Source organism: Microbulbifer agarilyticus S89 (assembly GCF_000220505.1).
GTDB lineage: Bacteria > Pseudomonadota > Gammaproteobacteria > Pseudomonadales > Cellvibrionaceae > Microbulbifer > Microbulbifer agarilyticus_B.
In genome coordinates this window covers 31591-55429 of record NZ_AFPJ01000019.1, presented here as the reverse complement: position 1 = coordinate 55429, position 23839 = coordinate 31591, and the positions used below count along the sequence as shown (strand labels likewise).

Here is a 23839-nt window from a genome sequence, read left to right as displayed (position 1 = left end):
GTTCCAATGCGAAAGGATCATAGACCATACTGGCTAAAGCGCGCGCTGCTGAATTTTCGCAACTGGCGCTGCCGACACTTTTTGTTGCCCCAGTTCGATACGATCGGGCGCGAGCCGGAAGTGATGCATCCGGCATCGGTGAAAGTGTTCGGCAGCAATATTCGCCTAGGTAACTTCCCCCATTTAATTTCTACACCGGATAACTGTATTCGTTTCACGGCCATGGGGCATCGTGGGGGCGATGCGCACATCACCATCGGTGATTATGTGCTGATTTCTCCAGGAGTGCGCATCTCCGCCGGTGAGTCCATCACTCTCGGTGATGCCTGTATGATTGCGGCCAATGTGTACATTTCCGACTCCGATTGGCATGGCCTGTACAATCGCACGCGCCCGTTTCGCTGCACTTCCCCGATATCCATTGGCAATAACGTCTGGATCGGAGACAGCGCCATTGTCTGCAAGGGGGTTTCGATTGGCGATAATTCGGTAGTGGGAGCGGGCAGTGTGGTTACTCGGGACGTCCCCGCGAATACGGTGGTTGCAGGTAATCCCGCGCGTGAGATCAAGCAGATAAACCCCCGGCGCCGCATGATTACCCGAGAGGCGCTGTTCGCCGATAGCTTCCGGCAGGCGCACAATCTCGATGAATTAGATAAAATGCTGCTTACAGGCAACAGTCTGTCGGGGTGGCTGAGGTCAGTACTATGGCCGAAGCGGGGGGATTAACGCAGTTTGGATGTCGAATAACAATGCATAAGCAGGGCAGTGTGGTACTGATTGGGATGCCGGGGGCTGGCAAAAGCACCCTTGGGGTATTGCTGGCGAAAGAGCTGGCTAAAGACTTTGTCGATACGGATGTACTGATTCAGCTGCGGGAAGACAAGACGCTGCAGGAAATCATGAACGAGTCGGATTACCTGAATCTGCGTCGTATTGAGGGTGAAGTGATTGCCGAGGCGGAACTCCCCAATCATGTGATTGCTACCGGCGGTAGTGCGGTGTATAGCGAAGCGGGGATGCGCAACCTGCTGACGTACGGACCCGCGGTGTTCCTGAACTGTTCCGCCGATGAACTGCGTCGCCGTATTCATAATTATGAAAGTCGCGGAATTGCCAAGGCGCCTGGGCAGAGTTTTGAAGAGCTGTTTGAAGAGCGGCAGGCGTTGTATCGCCGCTATGCCGATATTGTCGTGGACTGTGACGGGCAGGACCTGGACCAGGTGCTGGGGCAGGTAGTCGCGAGGCTTGCGGCCCGCTGAGAGAATTCTTTTTGCTCGGCTCGGCTCGGGAATTCTACCGCAATGCCGGTAAGGCGGCCGCCACACGGCCTGGGCCGGGAACGCGTGCCCCGGCTCGGTGGCGACGGCAGCCCGATTAGAGCGGCAGCTGCGTGGTGTATTTGACCTGCTTCAATGCAAAGGTCGAGTTCACCGAAGCCACATTCGGCAGGTGCACCAGTGAGCGCTTGAGCAGTTGTTCGTAGTGCTCAACACTGTCGACCACGACGCGCAAAACATAGTCTTTATCACCACTAGTGGAGTAACATTCCACAACTTCCTGGACATCCTGCACCGCCGACTCGAAATTGTTCAATGAATCTTCATCGTGGTTGTGTATGGTGACATAGCAGTATACTGTGACCCCCAGGTCAAGTTTACGCGGATCCAGGAGGGTGACGCGCCCACGAATGATACCTTCGGCCTCCAGGCGCTTGATGCGACGCCAGCAAGGAGTATGGGAAAGACCCACTTTGTCTCCCAGCTCAGCCATGGAATAATCGGCGTTCTCCTGTAGCGCCCGCAGGATCTTGCGGTCGAAATCATCCAGGTCGGTTGAGCGCTTCATATAAACTCCTGTCCTACATTTTATCTATTGGCCGAGATGGCTATCATAATTTTACGTGTAAACCCGTAAATAAAGCAATGTTTCCATGTGCTTTAAGCACTAGTATGACCTGACCTAGCCGTCGTCAGCGCTGGTTGTGTGAAAACAACCCGTATGAATTAGCGCCAAAACCGGCGACGAGCGCCCCGAATCACAATAATTACCGGAAGCCCGCAGACCCTGCGGCGCTTCACAGATCAGCGGGAAGAAGTAGGCGTATGAGCGAACAGAAAGTAGAGCCTGGAGTGACAACAGGATCTCAGGCTGGAACGGTTCAGGAGCAGGCGATCACCGATCACAAGGTTGCTGAATCTTCGGTGTCTCTCGACGATCGGTACACCACCCTCAAGGGGCGGGTACTGTTATCCGGCATTCAGGCGCTGGTGCGCCTGCCCATCGACCAGATGCGGATCGACTCCGCGCGCGGGCTCAACACGGCCACGTTTATCTCCGGTTACCGCGGCTCCCCCCTCGGCGGCTATGACCAGCAGTTGGCACGCGCCAAGAAGATGCTGGATGAATACAACATTCGCTTTACCCCCGGGGTAAATGAGGAACTGGCGGCCACATCTGTCTGGGGCTCCCAGCAGGTCGGCCTGTTTGAGGGCGCCGAGGTCGATGGCGTCTGCGGTATCTGGTATGGCAAAACGCCCGGAGTCGACCGCTCCTGCGATGCGTTCCGTCATGCCAATGCGGCCGGTTCTTCGCCGAAAGGTGGTGCGCTGATCATTGCTGGCGACGACCACGGTTGTAAGTCATCGTCCTACCCCGGGCAATCCGAATTTGCCTTTGTCGATATGCATATCCCGGTGCTGAACCCCGCGACCGTGCAGGAAGTCCTGGACTATGGCCTGTACGGGCTTGAGCTGTCGCGTTTCAGTGGTTGCTGGGTGGCGATGATTACCCTGGCCGAGAATATGGACAGCGCTTCCACCGTAGAGGTGGATCCGGCGGGGGTCTCCTTCGAATGCCCGGAAATCGAGCGCCCAGTGGGCGGCCTGAATATCCGCAAGCAGGATAACCCCCTGGAGCAGGAAGAGCGCCTGTGGCGCTACAAGCGGCCTGCGGCGCTGGCATTTGCCCGTGCCAACCAGCTCAACAAGCTGGTGCTGGATAACCCGGACGCGACCCTGGGCATTGTGACTGCCGGTAAGGCGCACCTGGACCTGATGCAGGCGTTCGAAGACATGGGTATTGATGAAGCCCGTGCGCGCGAGTTGGGCATTCGTATCCTCAAGGTCGGAATGACCTATCCACTGGACGTTCCAGGAATTCAGGAATTTGCCCGCGGCCTCGATTCACTGCTCGTGCTGGAGGAAAAGCGCAGCCTGATGGAAGTGCAGCTGAAAGAAGAGCTGTACAACGTGCATCTGCGCGATCCGCATTTCCCGCGCATTCTCGGCAAGGTCGACGAACACGATAAGCCGCTGCTGCCGATGTATGGTGAGTTGTCACCGGCGGTTGTGGCGCAAGTGCTCGGGTACCTGCTGGGGGAAGACAAGCTCAACGAGCGTGCCAAACACCGCCTGATGCGGTTGGATGCACTGGCCGAGCGGATTTCTGCACAGGCCGGCTCCAGTGTGGCCCGCCTGCCAATGTTCTGTGCGGGTTGCCCGCACAACCGTTCCACCCGTGTGCCGGAAGGCAGCCGGGCGCTTGCGGGTATTGGCTGCCACTACATGGCCCAGTGGCTGGACCGTGAGACCTTCACCTTTACCCAGATGGGCGCCGAGGGTGTGAACTGGATTGGCCAGGCGGCGTTCACCAGTGAGCCGCATGTGTTTGTGAACCTCGGTGATGGAACCTATTTCCACTCCGGTATTCTCGCGATCCGCGCTTCGGTCGCGGCCAAGGTCAACATTACCTATAAGATCCTGTTTAACGATGCGGTGGCCATGACCGGTGGCCAGCCCCACGACGGCGAACTGCATCCGGATATGATCTGCCGCCAGGTACTGGCAGAGGGGGTCAAGCGTGTTGTGCTGGTGATGGACGACACCAACAAGTACAAAGGCGCGCTGAGTTTCCCCGCGGAGGTGGAGGTTCGCCACCGTGACCATATGCCCGCGGTCATGAAGGAGCTGCGCGAAGAGCCCGGCTGTACCGTGATCATCTACGACCAGACCTGTGCCACCGAGCTGCGCCGTAAGCGCAAGCGCGGCCTATTGCCGAAGGCTGAAGGGCGCCCGTTTATCAACGAGCTGGTGTGTGAAGGCTGTGGCGATTGTGTCACCCAGTCGAGCTGTATCGCGGTAGAAAAGGTCTCTACACCCCTGGGCGACAAGCGCCGTATTAACCAGACCTCCTGCAACCAGGATATGTCCTGTGTGAATGGCTTCTGCCCGTCGTTTGTCACCGTCAAAGGTGGCAAGTTGAATAAGCGGGCCGGAGTGGGCGATGCCCTGTTTGATGCGGCAGAGAAACTGCCTGCACCAGTGCTGCCTGATCTCGACGAACCCTACAACCTGCTGGTTACCGGTGTCGGTGGCACCGGGGTTGTGACCATTGGCGCGTTGCTGGCGATGGCGGCGCATATTGAGGGCAAGGCGTGCAGCACGCTGGATCAAACCGGTCTGGCGCAGAAGGGCGGTGCGGTGTATTCCCATGTGCGTTTTGCCAACCGCCCTGAATCCCTGAAAGCCGTGCGGATCTCCGACGGCCGTGCAGACGCGCTAATGGCGTGTGACCTGATTGCGGCGGGTAACCTGTCTGCAAGCCTGGCGAAGCTGGACGAGACGCTCAGCCGCGCTGTGGTGAACACCCACCTGAGCCCAACCGCTGCATCGGTCCTGGGGCGCGAAGACATTCACTCCCCGCAGGCGGTACTGGATACCATCAAAGATGCGGTGAAAGAGCTGAATGTCGTCGAGGGGCATAACCTCACCAAGGCAGCCCTTGGCGACACCCTCGCGGCAAATATTTTTATGTTGGGCTTTGCCTGGCAGAAGGGCCTGATCCCGCTGGGGCTGGCGGCAATTGAGGAGACCATTCGCCTCAACGGAGTTGCCGTTGAAGGAAACTTGCAGGGATTCGTGGCTGGCCGCCTGGCGGCGGCGGATCGCGCGGCGCTGGATGCCATGTTGTTCCAGCAGGAACCGAAGACCCTGCCCCAGGGGGTAGAGGAGATTGTCGCACACCGGATTGACCACCTTACGGGTTACCAGGGCCCGGCGCTTGCACGGCGTTATCGTAAACTGGTGGATAAGGTAAAAGCGGCAGAAATTCTCAAAGTGCCGGGTAGTGAAGCGCTGGCGGAAGTGGTCGCGCGCAACTATGCGAAACTGCTGGCCTATAAAGACGAGTACGAAGTGGCTCGCCTGTATAGTGATGGACGTTTCAAGCAGTCGCTGCAGGAAAATTTCGCCGGTGACTTCGAGCTCGAATTTAATCTCGCGCCGCCGCTGCTCAGTCGATTTGATAAGAATCTGGGCCGTCCGCGCAAGATGAAATTTGGTGGCTGGATGCACAAGGCATTTGCGGTGTTGGCCAAGCTCCGCTTCCTGCGCGGTACGGTGTTGGATGTTTTCGGCTATACCGAAGAGCGCAAGATGGAGCGCGGGCTAATCACCGAGTACGAGAAAGTCGTCGACGAAGTGGTGGGGCGCTTGAGTGCCGACAACCATCCTGCAGCGCTCGAATTGCTGCGCTATCCCGATCAGATTCGCGGTTATGGGCTGATCAAAGAGGAAAACGTAAAACTTGCACATGAAGCGCGTGACATTGCGTTGCAACGTTTTTATGACCCTCAGGCGAGTGTGCCAGGTGAGTCACCGGTAGAGGTATTTGACCCCGCCAAGGCGCAGCAGGTCGGTTAGCAAGGTTGTGTGTGACAAAAAAGCGAGCCATTTGGCTCGCTTTTTTGTTTGCGGAAATCGAGGGTTTCTTACCAGGCCATCTGTACCCGGAGGCCCAGTTGATTGGTGTTGTCACCGGTAAACTCGTCGTCACCGAAAATCAGGTTCAACATAACGCGCACGTTGCGATTGGCGTAGTAATTCACACCGACTTGCGCGCTGTTGGCCTCCAGTTTGTAGATGTCCCTATTTTGCATGGTGTCGTAACGGGCGGTGAGTTCCCATGCGCCGCCCCAGAGCCCTTTGCCTGAGGGCTTCGCGGAATTAAACGCGCCACGCTTTTCGTTGTAGGTCTTGTGTTCACCGGTGATCATCCAGCTGCCCTGAATGTACCAGGTGCGCACATGCTGGTCATCGATATAGCACCCGAAGTCCGGATCACATAAGAATGGCGGCGGCGCCCCGAACTCGTCTTCGAAGTCGAGCTCGGACAGGTAGTAGTCGGCGTCGTAGTCGGCAACCACAAACTCCGACTGAAAGTACAGCGGGCCGTAGCTGCCCGCCAGTTCCAGGGATACGGTAGATACGTCATCACCCAGGTCCCCGGGGCTGAGAGCAATAAGCTGTGACGGGCCGCGCCGCCCGGCATAGTCTGCCTCGGCGATGATATCTTTTGAGTTCAGGTTTGGGTTCGCAAAACTGAATGCGGTGCCCAGGTGGAGCGTTGCGTAGTCATTGTTGATGGGGTGCCAGGCGAGGCGGCCGGCGGCGCCAACCCCCTCGTTGCGCACGGTGCTGGCGTTGCGCAGGTTGAATGCCATAAACCCCAAGGTGTAACAGTCCAGCACGCCGGTCCAGCCAATACCCTGCTGGAACTGAAAGCCCTCGTACAAGCCTGTGCCGCTGGAAAAGGGGCGTTCCAGCATGGTGATTTCATTGGAGCTGGTCAATTCCGACATGGAGCGAAAGGGCTTGAACTGGCCGATACGCACTTCACCGTTCAGAAACTCCCGTGCGATGAATACGTCGCGAAATCCCCTGCTCGTAGTGCCGCCGGCGAAATCCTGTTCCAGCACATATTTCCAGTCGTAGACCTTGCCTTTCAGGGTAATGCGCGCCCGGCGAAAATCCGTGGTGCTTACGGGATCTTCGATATCGGAATCAAAGAGATAGGTATCAAAATGAATGCGACCACCGAGGGATGCGGAAAAATTACCGTCATCCGACGTGATTTTCAGCCCACCTTTGGTTTCCGCTTCGTCTGCAAGGCTGGTGGTTGCACCACTCAGCAACACGCCCGCCAGCAAGAGGCTGGGGGAGGCCATTGAGATGGGACCCATACGGTAAAGTGGGGTGAGAGTGGACACCGCGCCATTCCTTTGCAACCAATTGGATGCAGTTTAGTCGGAGTGGAAAGCAGCGGTGCGCCAGAAGTTTAAAATTCGCTTAGATGGAGGCGAAAAAGATTAAATTTGTTCTACCGTAAAGCCGTCTTTCACCAGGAGGTCGGTAATGGATTTATCGCCCACCAGATGCCCCGCACCGACCACCACAAACAGAGTGTCATGCTGGTCGCTTAATTCTTTAATTTTTTCTGCCATGTCCCGGTTACGTTTGTAAAACAATAGCTCGTACAGGGGAGCATATTCCGGGTTCTCATCCAGCCCTTCACGGATTACCAGGTCGTAGATTTTTTCCTGATCGCCACTTTTCCAGGCGCTGGTTATCTGCGGCACAAAGGTATCCATATCCGAGAGTTGCGCGAGGGTTTGTTGCAGATACAGCTCCGGGTTTTCCAGGCTGTTCAGCATTTGAATCTGTTGCAGCACACTTTCCAACTCCAATATTTCAGTATTGTTACGGTGTGCCTGGTTCAAAAAATGTCGATCGATGCCTGCCTGGGGATCGAGCCCTCTGGCCTGCATTTCAATCAGGCTTAGGGTGATCATCGCAATCGCTGGGCGCAGCCGGCTGAAGCTCGCCTCCGGGATTTTTCGTTGATTCAGCCAGTCAACCAGCTGGCCATAGACCTCTGGCGAAACATTGTCCTTCAGCTGTTCGCCAGGAGGGTAGACAGACTCCTGCATAACCTGCATTTGCAGAGCCGCATTGGACTCCATGGCCAGAATATCTGCTTCTACCACCAGGGCATCGCTACGTTTGTAGGCGCGCTCAATTTCTTCCCGCAACGGGTAAAAAGTCTTGTCGGCCAAGTGAATAGAGCCCAGTAAATACACGGTTTGCCCATTCTTCTGGGCTTCCAGCAGTAGCCCACGATCACTCGCCGCATAGCTGGCATGTGCCTGTAGCAGGAATAGGGCTGCTAACACCCACAAGGTATTTCGCCAAAATACCAAGCCACACGGTTGGGCGAAAACTCGATTGCCGATCGAGAAAGAAAAATGATTCATAAGCTATTTCCGTCTGCCTATTGGTTCGCTTGCAATTAGTCAGCGAGCGTAATGGTGTGTGTTTACCTCTTTATATTCCCGATATTGTACCGGTAAGCGTGATCAGTTGGCGCGTGTTTTGTGAACCGTGGCGGAAAAATGAAATTTGTCCCTGTTGGCGCATATTTCAGCGGTACATATTTCAGAGGTACAATCGACCACACATACAAGAACGATGTGCGGGAAGGGAAAGACATGCGAATTGTTCAGGTGGTACCGTCGATGGAAGGCGGCAAGTTAGCGCAGGAAGCCCTCGAATTTGCCCAGGAAATGGCCCGGCAAGGGCATGAGTCTTCGGTGATTTCTTCCGGGGGCTCTTTGGTGTCTCGCCTGACTTTACATAATTGCCAGCATTTCGAGTTGCCGGTTCACCGTAAAGGCTTGCTGAATGGTCGATTGCACCGCAAGGTTCGCAAGCAACTGGAATCCTTGCAAGCCGATGTGTTGTTGTGTCGAGATAGCCTGTGCAGCTGGCATGGGTGGAAGATTTGGCAGGCACTCCCTGAGGCCGCGCGTCCGCGTCTGATTACTTTCCTGCATAGCTGGCCCCGAGGCGGTATCTTTGGCCGCGGCTGGATGAAGGGTGCCGTTGCCCGTGGCGAGTTGGTCTTTACCGCTTCACAGGATCTTGCCCGGCGCTTGTCAAAGCGCTTTGAAATACCACTCGCCGATCCGGAAGATTCTCCCACTCCATTTACGGTGCGCCACCTGTACCGTGGTGTAAATCTGCGGGAATTGGATCGGCGTGCTCCTGTATCAGGGCATTGGCAGCAGCGCTTGCTCAATAACTATCCCCAACTCGAGGGCCGAAGCTGGCTATTGCTGCCTGCCGAAATTGGTCCGGGTAGGGGGCAGGACAAGTTTCTGGAGCTGCTCGCCGAACTAAAGCAGGAGCGCGAAGACCTGTTTGGCCTTGTTGTTGGTGATGTCGTGCCCGGGCAGGAAAAATTTGCGCGCGAACTCGAACGGCGTGCGGAGTCCATGGGGCTTGCCGAGTATGTCGTGTTTCTTGGGCCCCGCAGGGATATGCGTGAGCTTTATGCCAGCGCACGGATCACCTTCGAGCTGTCGGACCCATTGTATTCCGATGGACGCGTGGTGTCTGAAGCGCTCGCCATGGGGTGCCCTGCGGTAACCCTTACTGGGCCAGGTGCTGAAGTGTTGCAGAAATGCTTCCCACAGGGCCTGGTGGACAGCAGCGAGGATGGTGCGGAAAACAGCGATTCCGACAAGCCGTTGGTGGCCACGTGTCTGGCAATTTTACACAAGCCGGAGGTCATCGACTTTAGTGGCTTTAGCCTTGAAGAGTTGGGTGCCCGTGCTGTGGGCTGGTTTCGGCAGGTGCGCGGAGCGCCCTAGTTAGGCGTGTTAGTTAGGCGCCTTGCGGATAGTTGGGCGCTTCGTGGTGGTTGGGTGTGCGCTGTCAGCTTGTCAGCTCTGGAATGAGTTGGGAGTAGATCTCCCAGGTCGCTGTGCCCATCGCATCCAGCGTGAAACCGTCGGTAACTTGTCGGCGGGGCGATTCGCGGCCACTGAATATCTGCGAGGTTTTACCTGTGCTGCCCGAATTTGGGCTGGAGTCGGTTTGTGACGCGACGCCGTAGGGGATGATATTCCAGGTCAGTTTGGAGTTGGCAACAATGTTTTCGCTTATTGCGATGCGCGCGTCAAACGCGCTGGCCAATTTGTCCCGCGGGTGCCGAACATTGTGACGGGTGATTACTTGTTGTGTCTCGGTAAACGGCTTGACCGCCGCAAGTAGTTGCGCCGATTTTGACCCGTGCCCGTGGACGATCTGGTATTCCCCCTTGCGAATCAAATTGGACAGTCGCCAGACCAGATTTGGGTCGAGCCGGCTGCGGTCGGTGTTAAGTGGAATAAATTGAATGCGCTCATCCAGTGTCGACAGATAGCGGGGGTGCGCGATCACCGCGACCTGAACATCCCTATTGCACGCTTGCCAGTGCGACAGGTCGGCGACATGTTTTTCAAGTCCACCATGTTCGCGGCTGGCAATCAGGTGGCAGATAGTCTGGATCATACGGCTATACATCCGGTGTATTTGCGCCGCGCAGAACTTAGTGTGAGGAGCGGATATCCAGTTTGCGATATCGTTACGGCGCCTGGCACATGCACATCATGCACTTTGCTAGAGGGCGCTTATTGTCCCCGATCGATATGACAAATTGTTGATCCAATTGTGACAGTTACCTTTCCGCAGGCTCCCTGAGGCTGACTCCCGGATTAGTTGAGCGCGCCATAAAGTCACCCGATCGTCAAAATTTGGCGTGCCAATTCAGCGAGGCAAAATCAAAGCCCGGATTGGGTGTGTTGGTATAGCCATTGGAGAAATGGCTGTAGCGAAGAGATAGGGTGTGGCCATTGTCCAACGTATAGCCGGTGCCAAAATGCAGGGAAAAATTTAGGTTGGTGGATAAATCGATATTGGCAAAACTGCGCTCGCTCAAATAGGCGGCGCCCACACCGACTTCACCGAATATCCCTTTGGCTTCCGGTTGCGGATACCACCTCAGCACGGGTTTTAGCTCCCAGATTTTTTGCTTCTGCTTTTCGCCGCGATGGTTGATGCGCATATGGCTGAAGCTGACCTGAGCCCACCACTGCAATCGATGACTGCCCGGGTAATCATAAAACTGGTAGGACCAGTTCGCTCCCAGCATATCGGCGCCCGCATTGGAGCGCTGCTGTATCAGGGCGCTGCCAATGCCCTTGCCACCGCTGAATATCCACTCCTGAGCACCATCCGTACCGGTAAAAGCGGCATGGGTTCTGTCTGCCGTTAGCCCCAGAATGGCTGCGCAGAGTAGGGCGATAAGAGTGTGCGCGGTAGTGCGGTTTGGGCGCAGGGACTCGGACTTTGCAGCAGGCGGACAGGGGTGATGACAGTCTGGAAGACGGGAGTAGCTGGGCATAGTGCAATCGCCGTTTATTGCTGTTAGTGGCAGTATTACTAGGTTAGCCGGATTCCCGCTGAAGACAAGCTTTGCGCCCCGAATTCCGGGGCGCTAGTTCATGGGTTAATACCTCGGTGATGCTAGCGCCATTGGCGCTTCAGTTGTCGCAACGCATCAGAATGCAGTTGTCTGGCCCGTTCCTGGCTTAAGCCCAGCTGTTCTCCGATAACCCGGAATGAGCAGTCCCGGTCCGATATCAAACCGTAGCGCAGGCTCAGCACCGTGCGTTGCCTGGGCGGCAACTTGTTGACGGCATCCCGCAGTCGCTGTGCCAGCTCTTGATTGGATACCAATTCATCGGTATTAAACATTTCACCGGCGGGTGCATAATCCAGGCGCGTACTGCTTTGATCGTCAGAAATAGGATCGTCTAGCGAGCTGGTCGGACCGGGCAATTTCAACAGGCTCTGCACCCGCTCAATATCCAGCCCGGTTTGCTTGGCAATATTTTCATCAGAGGCGGACAGGCCCTCCGAGCGAACCTGATTGATCGCGCGATAGATATTGCGCAGGTCATCCTGAACATTCGCAGGCTGGCGCACCATGTCGTCGTTGCGCCGCAAGGTCAATTGGATTTCCTGCTGGATCCACCAGTACGCATACGTGGAAAACCGGTAACCCATCTGTGGCTTGAAACGCTCAATGGCTTTCATCAAGCCCACGTTGCCCTCCTGAATCAGGTCAATAAAGGGGACCGCGGGGTTCCTGAAACGTTTGGCAATGGCGATGACGAGCCGCAAGTTGCATTGGATCAGTTTCTTGCGCTGCGCCTTGAATTTTTTCATCAAGTTTTGCAGCGCACTGCGGTCGCGTTGCGAAATTTTGCCTGTTGCGAGCAGCTCATCGGTTTTCGCAATGATTAGCCCATGATCGTAGGCGCCAGTGCTGCCACGTTGCTCGACGCCCTCACTGCGCAAGTCCACCAGCGTGACGCCGCGCTTTTGTAACAAAGCGATGATTTTCTCTTCCAAATCCCTCAACAGGCAGGTAGTGGTGTGTTCATCCTCCGGTGTCAGGAGGTCTAGCCGATACAGGTGTTTGAGGTAGTTCTGCATCGGGGTGCCGACATTATCGCCGAGGGAATCCTCGGTGCTTGTGTCTTCCTCGACGGCTTCCCCGCGGGGTTGCATGGATTGTTCGGAGTCTTCCCGATGGAAGCTGCTCCCGTTTACATTGTTGCTATTTTCCTTCAGCCACTGGTCATCCCTTGTTTCGATATTTACTCGGGACAAAAGTCTGAACCTTATGCTGTGGCAGCGCAGTTTTGCCTTGTGGACCACGCTGCTGCCGTTAGATTACCGGCGTCATCCTTTCGCAGGATCGCGGCATGGCGCAAAAATTGCCATGCGGACCATTTGACTATAGGTGAAGGGAAGAATTCCGTGGCGGAAATTGCTGAGAATACGCGACTGACTGGTACGAATTTGCGCCTTATGGCGCTTCGGTCAGCGGATAGGCTCTCATTGCCCGGTTGTAGCGGCAAAGTTGCGCTAGTTGGGCGAAATTCGTCTATTTCGCTGTCTGTTGTTAGGGGCAGGGTGGTTAGATAGTTTTCGTCTATCCGCGCCTTGCGGCGCGGACTGTGTGGTAATGACCGAATTATTGAATCCGTTTTACCCGAAGAGCGCGACCGCCATCGGCTTTGCGCATAAAGAAAGAGCCGAGCGCCCCGCGCTCCACTGTCACCTGCTCACCACCGCGCCAGATGGTGCGGCCGCTGTCGGTCTGGCGCCAAACCTGACCATTATCCAGGGTGAAAGTGTATTTGCCGTAGGCTCCTTTCTGGGCGCTTTCAATAATCGCCGTGATCGATTCAGGCGCCTCTGCAATCGCCCTTTTTTCTTCTTGCCCAAAGCGCTGTTCTACGTGTGCCTGTAAATTGCCGGCGAGCTTGTCGTAGCAGGCTAGGCGTTTTGCATCGTCACTGAATTCGGTGCACTGCTTCAGCTCTTCCTCAACGGTGGCGGCTGTGGCGGGTAGGCTCAGTAAGGTCATTGCAAATAGGGAGGATGAGAGCAACACCTGGAACGAGCAGGGACGTGTGTTGGGGGATTTGCGCATAAAGTCAGTTCCGTACGTTAAGTCTGCGGCGCATTGTACCACTACTGTGGTTCCCGCCATGCATTTTGAGTTACCTGTCACACTTCCTTTGGGCACACCGTGGAAGAATAGTCGCGCGCGAATGTAAAAAAACCATAAAGCATCATTGTAAACAACACACAGGGGTAGCCGACTATGAAGAAGCTGTTGATTCCCGCAATTGCCATCGCCGCCATTGGTGGTTATTTCTACTACACCAATCTGGATACTACTGCACCTCAGGCCGAGGCGGTGGTTGAGGAAGAGCAGATCGTTGAAGAGGTTGAAGCGGCGGTAGCTGAAGCCGAGGAGATGGTCGAAGAGAGCGATCAGGCCGGCGACATCATGGCGTCAGCGGAAGGGGACGTGTTTGCTGACGTGCCTGAGGCCATGGGTCATGCGCTCGATGAAACGACAGAAGCAATGGCGGACGTCGCTGAGGAAGCGGTTGAGGAAGCTGCGGACGAGATCGATCACAGCGAAGAGTGATATTTGCAGCGTGTCGGAGGGGCGCTTCCCGCCCCCCCAAGAAATACCCGGGCAGTGGGCTGTCCGGGTATTTTTTTGTATGGAATTCCCCGGCATAAACCTTCTAGCCTTTCCCAATATTTTGTAGCGCTAGGCGCAAAAAGCCATCCGCACGGTCGAGTGCTGCCTGGGCCTCTTGCTGTTCCAGCCCACTGAGCAGGATCATAATCGCGAGTTTGGCGTTGTGATCGCAGCGGTCCAAGACTTTGTCGGCTTCCTCGTAACTCACACCTGTAGCCTCCACTACGATGCGCCGGGTACGGTCGACCAGCTTCAGGTTGGTGGCTTTCACGTCGACCATTAAGTTGTAAAAGCTCTTGCCAATACGAATCATGCTGGCGGTGGTCAGCATGTTGAGTACCAGCTTTTGCGCAGTTCCCGCTTTCATGCGCGTGGAGCCGGTCAGTACTTCCGGTCCGACTTCGGGGAGTATGGCGATGTCGGCCTCATCAGCGATTGCCGCCGATTTGTTGCAGGCCAGTGCCACGGTAGTGCAGCCAAGTGAGCGCGCGTAACGCAGCCCGCCGGTGACATAGGGGGTGCGTCCACTGGCCGCAATTCCCACGACCACATCATCGCCCGTCAGCTGGATTTTCCTGAGATCTTCCTCACCCAGTTGCGGGTTGTCTTCGGCACCCTCCTGCGCGCGGTGCACCGCTTCTTCTCCGCCGGCAATGAGCGGTACAACCATGCCTTCTGGGACCCCGTAGGTAGGCGGGCATTCGACTGCATCGAGCAGGCCAATCCGGCCACTGGTTCCCGCACCCATATAGATGAGGCGTCCGCCAGCCTTGAATGCCGCTACGGTTGCGTCGACCGCCTGGGCGATTTCGGGTAGCACCTCGCGCACGGCGGCAGGTACACCGCTGTCGGCATCGTTGATCTTTTCCAGGATACCCAGCGTTGGCAGGAGGTCGATGTCCTGCGTGCTCGGATTGCGCGACTCACTGGTGAGTATGCCCATCTCTTCGCTGATAGATTCAGGACGGTCGTTGTGATTGGTGTTGGTCATATCCCTCTCGCGGTGAGTGAGTGCGTGGGACTTGCTGGTCACATGAAATGTGGTGTCAGACCGGAAAAGTGTAATCCGCCGAGCGTTGGTGCACCACCGTGAGGGCATTCTGGGGCGAGGCCGCAGCCGGCTCGATACCGTTTGCGTGCGCGGGTCAGTGGTCGTTTAAATTGACCTTCAGGCTGGCACGAATCAAGCGCTGCTTGCTGAACTCGAAACCGGTGATGATCGCCAGTACCGGCTCTTTGCCCAGTAGCCTGCGGGTAACTTCCTTGGGGGAATAGCCTTGCCTGCGCAGATCCTGGGCGTTACTGGCGAGGTTGAGCAGGAATTCGTATTTCTCCCGCAAACGCAGATGGCCGCTTTCCACGATTCCGCGATGCGGGCAGAGAATGGTGTCGAAATCCTGGGCGAGGATGTCTCGAATACTGTTGAGCAGAGTGGGTAAATGCTCGCCGTTGTGCAGCATTTTCAAATAGTTGGCAATGTACAGGTCCGCACTGAACAGCCAGCCGCGCTCTGGCAGCAGGTAGCAGGTCATATCCACCGTATGGCCGGGAGAGAAGAGCGCCTGCACGGGCTCTTTGCCAATGTGCAGCTCTTCGGGTAGCGGCGCGGCGTCGGCCCAATAGGGTTCGCCCCATACGAAACGCCTAATACCGGGCACCTTAAATTTCTGTCGCAATATCTCCACGGTTGCGGGCGGCGCCAGTGGCTGTATTTCCGTAAGCTGCTGGATAGCGCCGGCGTTACCGCTGTGGTCCTCGTGGTGGTGTGTCAGCAGGAGCTGGCGCATGGGCCCGGACTGGACAAATCGCTTTACGTGTTTCCACTGGTTGCTCGGCCCACAATCAACCAGGGTGCCGTGCAATCGATACACCACGAATGAGGAGTTCACTCCCATATTCAGGCGGCCGACACGCAGGGCTTCGAGATCGTGGTGGCGGAAAGACTCAATGACAGACACGCGTTACCTGCTGTGGGTGGCAAAAGGGAAGGAAATGGAAATATAGGGTGGTGGGATTGTCCGGCAGTGGGTGGGGAGGAGGGAATAGCCGATTCGTATGATCTGCATGACAATTTTGTCCGCGCTGTCCCATGTGCCCTATATCTTCGTCAAATACGGACATGTAGAGTATTTGATTGATTGCAAATCTGGTGCGACTTGCCTAGTGTGGGCGTCGCCAGTTCCTGCGAGCTGGCTGTCGGTCGCTGTGGGGCTGGTCTTTAACGGACAATTGCATGTCCTTATTTGACCTACGATAACGCGCGGCGGTTGGCATATGCTTTAGGCCCGTCAGGAAACTGTCCCCGTATGCCGAGAATTCATTGGATCTCTGCGCGTCTGGGGGGCAGCTCCTCTGGGAGATTCAATAATAACGATAGCGGCGGTGGTATGGACCCAGTCTCCCTCGACTTCAATCCCGAGACGCTCGTTGCGCTCAACGTCATGATTGCCATCATGATGTTCGGTGTTTCACTGGAGCTCAAACCCGACGATTTCAAGCGCATTGCCAGGAACCCCAAGGCACCTATTATCGGGCTGGTATTGCAGTTTCTGATTTTGCCGGCGGCTACTTGTGCCGCGACCTGGTTCCTCAGAATTGATCCAATGCTGGCCATGGGCATGATGCTGGTCGCCTCATGCCCCGGTGGCACCTTCTCCAATATCATGACCTGGGTGGCGCGCGGGAATGTTGCCGTTTCCGTCAGTATGACCGCGGTATCCAGCGTTGCTGCCAGCGTACTGACGCCACTCAACTTTGCCCTGTATTCCTGGCTGAACCCCCATACCCGTCCACTGCTGACCGAAATCGCCATGGATCCGGTCGGTTTGCTGTTGGTGGTGATTATGGTGCTCGGCGTGCCCCTGATGCTGGGGATGCTGGTAGGCGGGCGCTTTCCGGGCCTGTCACGAAAAGTAGAAAAGCCCCTGCGCCTGTTTGCCATGGGCTTGATGCTACTGCTTGCGGCGATCGCTTTCTTCAAGAATACCGATCAGTTCTTGCAGCACTTCAATTTGTTTTTCTTCCTGGTCGTTGCCCACAACGCCCTGGCCCTTTTCCTGGGCTATTGGGGGGCCAAGTTGTCGGGCCTGCCACCAGCGGATTGTCGAGCAATTTCCCTGGAAGTGGGCATTCAGAACGGCGCTCTCGCGCTGGTCATCATCTTCACCTTCTTCCCCAATGCGTCGGGCATGCTGCTGATCGCTGGTTTCTGGGGTGTCTGGCATCTGGTCAGTGGTATCACCTTGTCTACCTATTGGTCCCGCCGGCCCGTAGACGCCCCCGTGCAAACCCATCAGATTCAAAATAAAGCGTAAGCGATTTCAGGAGTTGTAGTAGTGGAAATCCTTTGGGTTCTCTTTGGCCTCATTATTTTACTGGCCTTTACGCTGGAGGCGATTACCGGTTTTGGCAGCATCGTGGTGGCACTGTCTCTGGGGCTGTTGTTCCTGCCAATCGATATGATTTTGCCGATTCTGGTGGCACTGAATATTCCCATGACCAGCACCCTGGCATTCAAAAACCGGCACAACATCGACTTGCCGCTGCTGTTCAAAACCATTTTGCCGGGCATGCTGCTCGGTACCCTGACCGGGTACTTTGCCAAACCTTATCTGGATGAAGAGTTCCTCAAGCAGGCGCTGGGGGTGCTGATTATCTGGTTCTCCGGCCGGGAGCTGTACCGCCTGTACCACCAGTTTGATGACCGTGCCAAGCCTGCCTGGCTGACACGATTGATTACCTACTTCGCGGGCATCACCCATGGTCTGTTTGCCAGTGGCGGTCCGCTGCTGGTGTATGCGGTCGCCGGTACCAAAATCGATAAGGCCCGTTTCCGCGCCACCATGGTCACCGTGTGGTTCAGCATGAACTGTCTGCTGTTTACTGCATTTTTACTGGACGGACGCATGCAGCCGTTACTGATCAATGTGGTTTGGTATCTGCCGCTGTTGGTGATTGCCGTAAAGCTGGGTAATTACCTGCACGACCGCTTGAATGAAAACCACTTCAGAATCGGGGTCTACACCCTGCTGTTTGTGACCGGCGTGATCCTGATCGCCAGTCGCTATCTCACTCAATAACGATAAGTAGAATTGGCGGTATCGCATCTATGTACGACATCATTATTAAAAATGGTACTTATTTTGATGGCTCCAAGGCTAAGGAAAAACTGGCCCACGTTGCGATCAAAGATGGAAAAATCGCGAAGGTCAGTGAACAGCCGTTCGATGAATCTGCGGCCGGCAACGTTATTGATGCAGCGGGCAAATGGGTAACCCCGGGGTTTCTCGAGATTCACAGCCACTATGATGCCGAGGTCGTTGCCGCGCCTGCGCTCAAAGAATCCGTGCGTCACGGTGTGACCTCCATCGCCATTGGTTCCTGCTCCATCTCTATGGTGAATAGTGCCGCGGAAGACTGCTCCGATCTGTTTACGCGGGTTGAGGCGGTACCTCGTGAGGCGGTATTGCCAATCCTGTTTGAAAAAAAGCAGTGGACCGATGCCAAGGGTTACCGCGAGTTCTATGACCAGCATCCACTGGGCCCTAACGTTTTGAGCTTTATCGGTCACAGCGATATGCGTGTAGCGGCGATGGGTATCGACCGTGCTACCAGCGACGTAAAGCCGACCGAAGAGGAAATGCAGGCAATGGAGCGCATGCTGGAAGAGGCGCTGGATGCGGGTTGCGTTGGCATGTCCATGATGACCACCAAGCTGGATAAAATGGACGGCGAGCGTGCCTGGAGCCAGCCGTTGCCATCAACCTTCTCCACCTGGTGGGAGTTCAAGCGCCTGTTCAAGATTCTGCGTCGCCGCGGTGCCATCCTGCAGGGCGCGCCGGACGCGGTGAAGAAAGTGAATGTGTTTGGCTTCCTGTGGCAGGCCCATGGTCTGTTCCGCAAACCGATGAAGGTCACGATGTTGACCGCGCTGGATCTAAAGTCCAACCCGTTCCTGCATCTCATTACCCGCGCCAGCGGCTGGCTGGCGAACAAAGTGCTGCGTGGCAACTACCGCTGGCAGACCCTGCCAGCGCCGTTCACGGTGCACCTGGAAGGGTTGAATGTGAATGCGTTTGAGGAGTTTGAGACCGGCGCTTTGTTGCGGGACATGAAAGACGAGTCCGAGCTGTACAAGAAGATTAACGAGCCGGAATTCCGCAAGGAGTTCAAGAAGCATATCTCCGAGATCTTCACCGTGGGTCTTTGGCACCGCGACTTTAGCGATGGTTGGATCACCCATTGCCCGGACGAGTCCCTGGTGGGCAAGAACTTCAAAGAAATTGCCGATACCTATGGTGTAGATCCCGTCGATGCCTACTTCGACTTGGCGACCAAATACAAAGAGCAGCTGCGCTGGAAAACCAATTACTCCAATGCGCGCCCGCACATTATGCAAAAGCTCATCAAGAGCCCCTCGACGCATATTGGCTTTGGCGATAGCGGGGCGCATATTCGTTCGCTCGCCATGTACAACTTCCCGCTGCGCATGCTGAAGTATGTGTTCGATGCGGAAAAAGCGGGTTCACCGTTTATGACCAATGCCGAAGCCGTGCACAAGCTCACCGGTGACTTGGGCAGCTGGTTCGGCCTGAGCGCCGGCTACATCCGTGAGGGGGATCGCGCCGACGTGGTGATCCTGAATCCTGAAGGTGTAAACGATGATGTGGATCAGATCCACGAAGCGCCGATGGAAGGCTTCGGTATGGATCGCCTGGTCAAACGCAACGACGATGCGGTTGAGGCAACCCTGGTAAACGGTAATATCGTTTATCAAAAAGAGGGCGCTACCGAAGATAACTTCGCTGCCGATTTTGGTTCTTCCAGCGACTATGGGAAGTTCCTGGTAAACCGTGAAGTTGTCGGGCTAAAAATGCCAGAAGCCTAGAAATAGGTAGAGGCTTCTTGTTGAAGGTGGTAAGCCGCAGAGGAGTATTAACCCTGCGGCTGAAAACAACCCAGAATCCAGTCTATTTCAACTCAGCAAAACATGCTTTCAGTGTTTGCCCAATTACTAGTAAACGTAAACGGCTCCGGAGCCCTTCGCTTCATTATCCTGTTGCTCACCCTGTATACCGGTGGCAGAGCTGTCTTCTCCGGAAGCACCAATAACCAGGGTTTTCCCGTCTGAACTTAAAGCGGTGGCGGTCCCAAAAAGATCCCCCGCATCGGTGTTGGGGGCCTTTATATATGCGATTTGCGACCACTCAGATTCGCTTCTCTGGTAAAGATAGACGGCGCCGGCGTTCCGGCTGCTATTATCGCTCAGTCCACTGCTATTGGTGGAAATACCCGTAGACGCGCCGTCTTCACCCGGTGCACCAATGGCCAGCAGGCTCCCATCGGTTGAGAGGCTGAGTGAATTTCCGAAAAAGTCCTCGCACTCTATTTGCTCAGGTTTGATATATTTTTCTTCTGACCAGCCAGATTCACCGCGTGCAAAAACATAAACTGCACCGGCATAACTAGGGGCATAAACATCATGAGGATCGCAAGAACTATAGTATTCATCACTAATCGCGGTAACAGCAAGGGTGGTACCATCAGGTGAGAGGCTAACAGTCTCGCCAAAGCGATCTTCACTAGAGGAATTTGAGCCTTTGATGTAGGCCTCCTGTCTCCACCCTGTGTCATCTTTTGTAAAGAGATAGGCGGCACCAGAACTGGTTTTGCTATTGTCGCTTTCGCCTGCGCCGTCGGTGCTGATTTCTTGGGCGCCACTGGATTCTTCGCTAGCACCGATGGCGACACCGTAGCCGTCCGCAGAAATGGCTACTGATGTACCGAAAAAGTCCTCGATGCCAGTGTTCGATGCCTTTATGTATGCCTCCTGCGACCAGAGCGTTCCTGCGCGCTGAAAGATGTATGCAGCTCCGCTGGCTCGCGTAGAGTCATCAAGTTGCGCGGATGGGTCGCTGCTAATTCCTACCGTGCCGCCGTCTTCTAAATTGGCACCGACAACGAGGGTGTTACCGTCGGCGGCAATGGCTACCGCAACACCAAAAGAGTCTCTTGGGCCAGGGTTGGAAGCCTTAATGTACGCCTGTTGTTCCCAATTGGTTTCTGTGCGTTGAAATATATAGACCGCGCCAGCATCTTCGATACTATTATCATTTTCGCCAGCGCCGTCATTGCTGATCGCGCTGGCGCCACTATCTTCTTGGTTGGCGCCGACCGCGAGTGTATTACCGTCTGCAGAAATTGCGAGAGCCCATCTGCCGAAAAAATCACCCGCCTCTCCGTTGGATGCCTTTATATATGCTTGCTGTGACCATATGCCATCCACCTTTGTAAACACATACACCGCCCCTCTAGAAGAAGACGAGTTGTCAGTTTCTCCAGTGCCGTCGATACTAACTTTATTGGCACTACTATCTTCTCCAAAAGCACCAACAGCGAGGGTGTTACCATCAGTGGATAAGGCAACGGGGTATCCGAACCTGTCATTAGCTTCGGCATTTGATGCTTTGATATACCCAACCAGTGACTCTACTCGGATTTGTAGGAGAGGTATTTCGTCACTCCTGGCAATTTCTTGTGAGGAAGCATCGATTGCGACCAGCTGATAGCGAGTGTAGAGCGGGTCGGTCAAATGGAGCGGTAGAACCATTGTGAAGTCTTCCGCATCGGACGCAAGCTCATCCGCTTCATCGATAATTCCGTCCCCGTTTAGGTCGACTATGTGATAGCCGGAGACTCCATCCGGGTTTGATTCAAGCCGATATCCGGCTGCATTGCCATTAAAATTCCATGAAAATGTAATTTGTTTGGGAGCCGGGCCGGCCTGAATAGTCGCTGAGGAAAACTGCTCTTCCGTTACGGAATTGCTTTGATTCCCAGTGTTGTTATTTGCCCCGGAGGATGAGCCCCCTCCGCCACAGGCAGAAAGTAAAACCGCTGTGGAAATCAAAGATAAGAATCCACGGAGGAGGCTAAAAGCCTGGATCGGGGTTCGGTTATTTTGAGGTTGCATTGTATCCCTACTTATCGAATACCACTTTAGTAGAAGTGGAGTATCTATTTTGGTGTTTCAAATTTAACTACCAAATTGCCGGATTGTAACGGCATAAAACTCAAGATATTTGGGGGCTAAATTGATGCTGTTTGAGTGAGTTAGCAAATGGCTTGAATGAATATTTATAATAACATAGGTGTTTATTTATACATTCCATTTTTTAATCTTTAAATTCTTAAGTGTCGGGGTAGAAGGGAGGAGTAATTAGAATTATTCATAGAGAAATGGCGACAACCTTAATTTATGTATGAGTGAGTTGAAGCTGGAAGCTGTATGTAAAAAGTATTGTTACTAGTAAGCCTGGCGATAGTTGATAGTGTTTATTTATCGCTTATGTTTGGTGAGAATTCTATGGGTCACCTTTGCTCAATCATCAGTTGGGCTGTTGACACTTGTTACTGGACCATGACTTTGCTGTTTAATATTTTCGCAGTTCCACTGCTAACACCGCGTTATCACTTTGGTGTTGGGGTAATAGAGTGCAGGCTGTGATTCGCTAAGGCAGCGGATTTTCCTGCCAGAGCGATTTAGATAGGTATGGTTGTTGTTTGGCCATTGCTCGCATGCGCGGCGCATGTGGGGGGCGGCTCAACCCGCGCTGGCGGGTTGAGCTGGGCAGGTGATTATTTAGCTTTGTGCGTTAAATTGTTTGCCGCTTACCCCGAGGCTATCGTCGCCCATCAGGTACAGATAGGTCGGCATAATGTCTTCCGGAGTGGTGACGGTTGCCGGGTCTTCTGCCGGGTAGGCGGCGGCACGCATATTGGTGCGGGTGGCGCCGGGGTTGACGCTGTTGACGCGGATGTTGGAAACGCCATCCACTTCGTCTGCCAAGACCTGCATCAGGCCTTCGGTGGCAAATTTTGACACCGAGTAAGCGCCCCAGTATGCACGCCCTTTAAGGCCCACGCTGGAGCTGGTAAAAATGATTGAGCCCGCTTTGGATTCTTCCAGTAGTGGCAGCATGGCCTTCGTCAGGCCAAACGCCGCGTTCACATTGATTTGCATCACCTGTTGCCAGTTGGCGTAGTGGTAGTTGGCAATCGGGGTGCGCTGGCCGAGCACGCCGGCGCAGTGCACCAGGCCGTCAAGGCGGCCAAACTCCTGGTCCACCCCCTGGGCCAGATATTCCAGCTGTTCCCAGCGCACGTCAGATAGATCAACGGGCAGGATGGCGGGCTTGGGGCCACCGGCTGCTTCAATTTCGTCGTAAACGGCTTCCAGTTTGGATACGGTGCGGCCGAGCAGGATAACGGTGGCGCCGTGGGCGGCGCAGGCTTTTGCGGTAGCGCGGCCAATGCCGTCGCCGGCACCGGTCACTAGAATAATTTTATCTTTCAGCAGGTCTGCGGGCGCTTGGTAGTTGGTGATGATTTCAGACATCAGAATTCAGGCTCAACGATAGAAAGTGTAATTATTTGTTCAGGTAGTGCTGTTGCAGCAGTGGCCAGATTTCATCGGCGTGATGGATCACATGATCCGCCTGCCAGTTTTCTGGATCGTCGCCGCTGTCGATATAGCCATAGCTGCAGGCGATGGTGGGCATGCCCGCAGCGCGGCCGGCCATGATGTCGCGCTCGTGGTCGCCTACATAAACGGATTCCGTCGGCTGGCAGCCAATGCGGCTGCAGGCGAGCAGAATGGGCTCCGGGTCCGGCTTGCGATTGGTGACGTCATCCGGGCAGATAATGGCCCCTGGTGTGGGCAGGTGCGCAAACGCTTGCATCAGGGGAATGGTGTACGCCGATGGTTTGTTGGTGACAACGCCCCAGGCAATGTCGTTTTCGGCGAGTTCATTCAGCAGGCGCTCAATACCGGGGAACGGTACCGTGTGTCTCGCCAGATGCATCAGATAGAGGTCCAGCAGGCGTTGGCGCAGTGTGTCGAAGCCATGTTCGCCTTCGTCTACCCCAAAACCGAGACGGACCATGGCGCGCGCGCCATTGGATACAACCTCGCGAATAGTGGCATCGGCCAGTGGCGGCAATTGTTCCTGCTCGCGCAGCTGGTTGAGCACCACCACGAAGTCCGGAGCGGTATCGAACAGGGTGCCGTCGAGGTCGAAGAGTACAGCTTTCATAAATGGGGTAC

20 protein-coding genes are annotated in these 23839 nt (G+C 55.2%); 8 read left to right on the top strand and 12 right to left on the bottom strand.

All coding sequences use genetic code 11. The features are described 5' to 3' along the window. Positions 1–6: 6 nt before the first annotated feature. Both AS89_RS0105565 and AS89_RS0105560 read left to right on the top strand, forming a co-directional pair. Positions 7–729, top strand: coding sequence for an acyltransferase (locus AS89_RS0105565; protein WP_010131437.1), 723 nt, complete (start codon positions 7–9; stop codon positions 727–729). Between the two features lie 23 nt (positions 730–752). Next, positions 753–1262: a shikimate kinase gene (locus tag AS89_RS0105560; protein WP_010131436.1), complete on the top strand. Its 510-nt coding sequence runs from the start codon at positions 753–755 to the stop codon at positions 1260–1262. Positions 1263–1377: 115 nt separating this feature from the next. Here AS89_RS0105560 and AS89_RS0105555 read toward each other — a convergent pair whose 3' ends face one another. Then, a complete protein-coding gene (locus tag AS89_RS0105555) occupies positions 1378–1848 on the bottom strand; it encodes an Lrp/AsnC family transcriptional regulator (protein WP_010131435.1) in 471 nt (156 codons plus the stop codon). 257 nt (positions 1849–2105) lie between these two features. Between AS89_RS0105555 and AS89_RS0105550 the strand changes: the two genes are divergently transcribed. Beyond that, positions 2106–5702, top strand: a complete 3597-nt coding sequence (locus tag AS89_RS0105550; protein ID WP_010131434.1) for an indolepyruvate ferredoxin oxidoreductase family protein — start codon at positions 2106–2108, stop codon at positions 5700–5702. A gap of 68 nt (positions 5703–5770) precedes the next feature. Here AS89_RS0105550 and AS89_RS0105545 read toward each other — a convergent pair whose 3' ends face one another. Both AS89_RS0105545 and AS89_RS0105540 read right to left on the bottom strand, forming a co-directional pair. Further along, positions 5771–7048: an OprO/OprP family phosphate-selective porin gene (locus AS89_RS0105545; protein WP_010131433.1), complete on the bottom strand. Its 1278-nt coding sequence runs from the start codon at positions 7046–7048 to the stop codon at positions 5771–5773. 99 nt (positions 7049–7147) lie between these two features. Beyond that, complete coding sequence (locus AS89_RS0105540) at positions 7148–8011, bottom strand: TraB/GumN family protein (protein ID WP_158217343.1); 864 nt, start codon at positions 8009–8011, stop codon at positions 7148–7150. A 315-nt stretch (positions 8012–8326) separates the two neighbouring features. Here AS89_RS0105540 and AS89_RS0105535 point away from each other — a divergent pair, with 315 nt between their 5' ends. Then, positions 8327–9490: a glycosyltransferase gene (locus tag AS89_RS0105535; RefSeq protein WP_010131431.1), complete on the top strand. Its 1164-nt coding sequence runs from the start codon at positions 8327–8329 to the stop codon at positions 9488–9490. A gap of 64 nt (positions 9491–9554) precedes the next feature. Here AS89_RS0105535 and AS89_RS0105530 read toward each other — a convergent pair whose 3' ends face one another. The 4 genes from AS89_RS0105530 to AS89_RS18135 all read right to left on the bottom strand — a co-directional run bounded on the left by AS89_RS0105530 (position 9555) and on the right by AS89_RS18135 (position 13167). Further along, positions 9555–10172 (bottom strand): glycosyltransferase family 4 protein, encoded by a 618-nt coding sequence (locus tag AS89_RS0105530; RefSeq protein ID WP_010131430.1) that lies wholly within the window; start codon positions 10170–10172, stop codon positions 9555–9557. A 235-nt stretch (positions 10173–10407) separates the two neighbouring features. Next, positions 10408–11064, bottom strand: a complete 657-nt coding sequence (locus AS89_RS0105525; protein WP_010131429.1) for an acyloxyacyl hydrolase — start codon at positions 11062–11064, stop codon at positions 10408–10410. Between the two features lie 122 nt (positions 11065–11186). Continuing rightward, positions 11187–12338: a sigma-70 family RNA polymerase sigma factor gene (locus AS89_RS0105520; RefSeq protein ID WP_010131428.1), complete on the bottom strand. Its 1152-nt coding sequence runs from the start codon at positions 12336–12338 to the stop codon at positions 11187–11189. A 367-nt stretch (positions 12339–12705) separates the two neighbouring features. Continuing rightward, entirely contained in the window at positions 12706–13167 is a 462-nt protein-coding gene (locus tag AS89_RS18135; protein ID WP_010131427.1) for a hypothetical protein, read from the bottom strand. 174 nt (positions 13168–13341) lie between these two features. Between AS89_RS18135 and AS89_RS0105510 the strand changes: the two genes are divergently transcribed. After that, complete coding sequence (locus tag AS89_RS0105510) at positions 13342–13674, top strand: hypothetical protein (protein WP_010131425.1); 333 nt, start codon at positions 13342–13344, stop codon at positions 13672–13674. 103 nt (positions 13675–13777) lie between these two features. On the opposite strand, the gene murQ is transcribed toward AS89_RS0105510, so the two are convergent. Both murQ and AS89_RS0105500 read right to left on the bottom strand, forming a co-directional pair. Then, complete coding sequence (gene murQ / locus AS89_RS0105505) at positions 13778–14725, bottom strand: N-acetylmuramic acid 6-phosphate etherase (RefSeq protein ID WP_010131424.1); 948 nt, start codon at positions 14723–14725, stop codon at positions 13778–13780. Between the two features lie 154 nt (positions 14726–14879). After that, complete coding sequence (locus AS89_RS0105500) at positions 14880–15692, bottom strand: MBL fold metallo-hydrolase (protein ID WP_010131423.1); 813 nt, start codon at positions 15690–15692, stop codon at positions 14880–14882. 348 nt (positions 15693–16040) lie between these two features. On the opposite strand from AS89_RS0105500, the gene AS89_RS0105495 reads away from it, so the two are divergent. The 3 genes from AS89_RS0105495 to AS89_RS0105485 are packed head-to-tail and all read left to right on the top strand — an operon-like array spanning position 16041 to position 19621. After that, a complete protein-coding gene (locus AS89_RS0105495) occupies positions 16041–17048 on the top strand; it encodes a bile acid:sodium symporter family protein (protein WP_237709635.1) in 1008 nt (335 codons plus the stop codon). A gap of 21 nt (positions 17049–17069) precedes the next feature. Continuing rightward, positions 17070–17813, top strand: coding sequence for a sulfite exporter TauE/SafE family protein (locus AS89_RS0105490; RefSeq protein WP_010131421.1), 744 nt, complete (start codon positions 17070–17072; stop codon positions 17811–17813). 29 nt (positions 17814–17842) lie between these two features. Continuing rightward, on the top strand, positions 17843–19621 hold the full coding sequence (locus AS89_RS0105485) for an N-acyl-D-amino-acid deacylase family protein (RefSeq protein ID WP_010131420.1): 1779 nt from the start codon (positions 17843–17845) through the stop codon (positions 19619–19621). A 126-nt stretch (positions 19622–19747) separates the two neighbouring features. Here AS89_RS0105485 and AS89_RS16980 read toward each other — a convergent pair whose 3' ends face one another. The 3 genes from AS89_RS16980 to AS89_RS0105470 form a co-directional block, all read right to left on the bottom strand. After that, positions 19748–21706: a hypothetical protein gene (locus AS89_RS16980; RefSeq protein ID WP_081475678.1), complete on the bottom strand. Its 1959-nt coding sequence runs from the start codon at positions 21704–21706 to the stop codon at positions 19748–19750. Between the two features lie 669 nt (positions 21707–22375). Continuing rightward, the gene (locus AS89_RS0105475; protein WP_010131418.1) at positions 22376–23131 is read right to left on the bottom strand and encodes a YciK family oxidoreductase; all 756 of its coding nucleotides are present in this window, start codon (positions 23129–23131) and stop codon (positions 22376–22378) included. A 31-nt stretch (positions 23132–23162) separates the two neighbouring features. Next, a complete protein-coding gene (locus AS89_RS0105470) occupies positions 23163–23828 on the bottom strand; it encodes an HAD family hydrolase (RefSeq protein ID WP_010131416.1) in 666 nt (221 codons plus the stop codon). Positions 23829–23839 lie beyond the last annotated feature (11 nt).

Coding starts and splice junctions, on each gene's coding strand:
- AS89_RS0105510 (WP_010131425.1), top strand. CDS start 13,342: ATGAAGAAGCTGTTGATTCCCGCAATTGCCATCGCCGCCATTGGTGGT.
- AS89_RS0105560 (WP_010131436.1), top strand. CDS start 753: ATGCATAAGCAGGGCAGTGTGGTACTGATTGGGATGCCGGGGGCTGGC.
- AS89_RS0105475 (WP_010131418.1), bottom strand. CDS start 23,131: ATGTCTGAAATCATCACCAACTACCAAGCGCCCGCAGACCTGCTGAAA.
- AS89_RS0105525 (WP_010131429.1), bottom strand. CDS start 11,064: ATGCCCAGCTACTCCCGTCTTCCAGACTGTCATCACCCCTGTCCGCCT.
- AS89_RS0105535 (WP_010131431.1), top strand. CDS start 8,327: ATGCGAATTGTTCAGGTGGTACCGTCGATGGAAGGCGGCAAGTTAGCG.
- AS89_RS0105565 (WP_010131437.1), top strand. CDS start 7: ATGCGAAAGGATCATAGACCATACTGGCTAAAGCGCGCGCTGCTGAAT.
- murQ (WP_010131424.1), bottom strand. CDS start 14,725: ATGACCAACACCAATCACAACGACCGTCCTGAATCTATCAGCGAAGAG.
- AS89_RS0105530 (WP_010131430.1), bottom strand. CDS start 10,172: ATGATCCAGACTATCTGCCACCTGATTGCCAGCCGCGAACATGGTGGA.
- AS89_RS18135 (WP_010131427.1), bottom strand. CDS start 13,167: ATGCGCAAATCCCCCAACACACGTCCCTGCTCGTTCCAGGTGTTGCTC.
- AS89_RS0105470 (WP_010131416.1), bottom strand. CDS start 23,828: ATGAAAGCTGTACTCTTCGACCTCGACGGCACCCTGTTCGATACCGCT.
- AS89_RS0105485 (WP_010131420.1), top strand. CDS start 17,843: ATGTACGACATCATTATTAAAAATGGTACTTATTTTGATGGCTCCAAG.
- AS89_RS16980 (WP_081475678.1), bottom strand. CDS start 21,706: ATGCAACCTCAAAATAACCGAACCCCGATCCAGGCTTTTAGCCTCCTC.
- AS89_RS0105555 (WP_010131435.1), bottom strand. CDS start 1,848: ATGAAGCGCTCAACCGACCTGGATGATTTCGACCGCAAGATCCTGCGG.
- AS89_RS0105495 (WP_237709635.1), top strand. CDS start 16,041: ATGCCGAGAATTCATTGGATCTCTGCGCGTCTGGGGGGCAGCTCCTCT.
- AS89_RS0105550 (WP_010131434.1), top strand. CDS start 2,106: ATGAGCGAACAGAAAGTAGAGCCTGGAGTGACAACAGGATCTCAGGCT.